4 protein-coding genes and 1 pseudogene are annotated in these 2,134 nt (G+C 63.8%); 2 read left to right on the top strand and 3 right to left on the bottom strand.

Annotated elements, in window-relative coordinates:
• Nucleotides 1-490: pseudogene (locus RR1_RS21450) on the bottom strand (hypothetical protein); the annotation flags it as partial.
• A gap of 213 nt (nucleotides 491-703) precedes the next feature.
• Between RR1_RS21450 and RR1_RS21455 the strand changes: the two are divergent.
• A complete protein-coding gene (locus tag RR1_RS21455) occupies nucleotides 704-973 on the top strand; it encodes a helix-turn-helix transcriptional regulator (protein WP_143153994.1) in 270 nt (89 codons plus the stop codon).
• Nucleotides 974-1,035: 62 nt separating this feature from the next.
• Complete coding sequence (locus RR1_RS21460) at nucleotides 1,036-1,368, top strand: hypothetical protein (RefSeq protein WP_040774701.1); 333 nt, start codon at nucleotides 1,036-1,038, stop codon at nucleotides 1,366-1,368.
• A 204-nt stretch (nucleotides 1,369-1,572) separates the two neighbouring features.
• Here the strand turns inward: RR1_RS21460 and RR1_RS22515 are convergent, their stop codons facing one another.
• On the bottom strand, nucleotides 1,573-1,728 hold the full coding sequence (locus tag RR1_RS22515; RefSeq protein WP_010839606.1) for a hypothetical protein: 156 nt from the start codon (nucleotides 1,726-1,728) through the stop codon (nucleotides 1,573-1,575).
• Between the two features lie 32 nt (nucleotides 1,729-1,760).
• On the bottom strand, nucleotides 1,761-2,134 hold a 374-nt coding region (locus tag RR1_RS21470), incomplete at its 5' end, for an ImmA/IrrE family metallo-endopeptidase (protein WP_202951407.1).

Below are 2,134 nucleotides of genomic sequence, written 5' to 3' on the forward strand. Positions count from 1 at the left end.
AAGGTAAGGCTGTGACCTTGCCGTCATTCATGGGGGGCGATCGCCGCGGGCGGTCGCCGCTGCCCTGGCTGCTGTCGACCGTGCCGCTCGCTTCCGGCCGCGGTTCCGGGTCTTCGTCGGTGCGCTTCCCATCGTTGATCTCCTGTCGTTGTGCAATCAAGGTGCGGAGCATCTCGATCGCTGCCTTGCGTTCTCTCGGTGACAGGTCGTCGACGCCCGGCGGGAGTTCCTCCGCGAACGGGGGGCCAGGGACGCGACGGCCTGCTGCTGCGAACGCGACATCGTCACTCACGCCTGCGAGCCATCCGATCGCGCGGACAGTTTCGTCGGAGGGCTCCGACTTGTATGTCCCCTTCTCGATGGCGTTGAGCGTCGTTCCCACAATCTTGAAGCCGGCACCCTTCGCTTGGAGGGCGAGCTGCCGGATCGATGTGCCGCGTTCGCGGCGGGCTAGGTGGATCAGCCCTTGCAGGGTTTCGATCTCGTTCACGGCGATGACAGTCCCTCGCTGGTGGTCTCTTGTGCCAGATCAACGCGGCCGATTTTTAACAAGTTAGACGTCGATCATTGCAGACCACGTATGTGTACAGCGCTTGTGAGGTTGACAAGTGATAGCAAACGATGTGTACTGCACTTGTAATTCCGACCAGAGGAGGGCATCATGAAGCGCAGCCGACCACCAAGACGGCGGAAGGAATTCTGGATGAAGGTCAAGGACCCGGCGAAGATTCGCCGGTGGCGCAAGCAGCGCCACTACAGCCAGGACCAGTTGGCGTACCTCGTCAACCGAAGTCAGCAGTCCATCTCGCTGATCGAGCGGGGCGAGATGACGAGCATTAGCGAGGGTTTCGCGATCGCGCTCGCGGCTCGACTCGACGTCCCATGGGAGGACCTCTTCGAGGCTCATGAGATTCAAGTCGGGTCTGCTGTTTCAAGTGAGGTGCACAGCGCTGCAAACAAGGTCCCGGCATGAAAACGGCCCCACACCTGGGCAAACAGGTGCAGGGCCTCGAACACCACAACCAAGGAGAAGCAATGTCCACCACGAATCGTATCCGAGTCATCCTCGTCGGCCTCGCTGCTGGTGCGGCGATCGCTGCGGGTGCCACCACCGCCGCGGCCGCTCCGGCGCCTGCTGAGATCGTCACGAGCAACGACGCGAGCATGGGGGAGCGCAGCACGCCGGCGTCCGAGTACCGCGGCAAGCCGTCCGACGTCGTCGTGCAGGGCGGCGTCATCACGATGCCGAGCCCGGACAACGTCTGGACCGTCGTCGGTGCTGATCCCGTGACGGGCGCGCCGATCTGGGGCTGGGTTCCGGTCGGTTCCGGTGTCACCCCGGCGATCATCTCCGGCGGTGCGCGATGAGCGACCTCACCCTCTTCGCCGGCGGCGGCGAGCAGTCGCCCTTCGACTCGATCAAGCAGTCCCGCATCGACGGCAGTGAGTTCTGGTCCGCACGCGACCTCATGCCGCGAGCCACCGCTTCCCGCGCCCATATCGGGCCGTGCGGATCGTCTTCCGACCGGATGTGTCCTCACGCATCCAGAGGTCGCGCACTCTGGCCATCAGTCATGCACCCCATTCCGGTCCGTCTGCGTCGGGAGCCTCTACCTCGTCGTCCCATGAGTCCAGATCATCGGGCTCGTTCTGGAACGAGCAGGCGATGCCCTTACCGCTGGCGATCAGGTTGGCCAGTTCCGTGTCGGTGAGTTCTCGATCACGCACAGGTCGCGCTCCTCTCACTGTCGAGGTTGCATTCAGATTGCTTCCGGAACATCGTGCAGCACCAGCGATCTCCACACGCGGACCAGCTTGGGTGTGACTTCGAGGTGGTTGGCAAGAACGCCGACATGGGGGCCGTACATGACCTCCGCCAGGGCGTAGTCGACGGGGTTGATGAGCGTCTTGGCTGCCCATTCGTCGGCAAGACGTTCCTGGCGGGCGTGGAGGGCTTGGTCATGCGCCGGCTCGTGCCCGTAGTGTGCGTGCCCCAACTCGTGGGCAAATGTTGAACGCCCACGGAATCGCGCCATTCCAGGCCGAAGGATGATCGTGCGGTCGTGGTGCAGGTACTTCCCTCGCCGGCCGCCCGCGAGGGGACGCTCGACGACACGCACCCCCATCCTCTTAC

Source organism: Rhodococcus rhodnii NBRC 100604, from assembly GCF_001894925.1.
GTDB lineage: Bacteria > Actinomycetota > Actinomycetes > Mycobacteriales > Mycobacteriaceae > Rhodococcus_F > Rhodococcus_F rhodnii.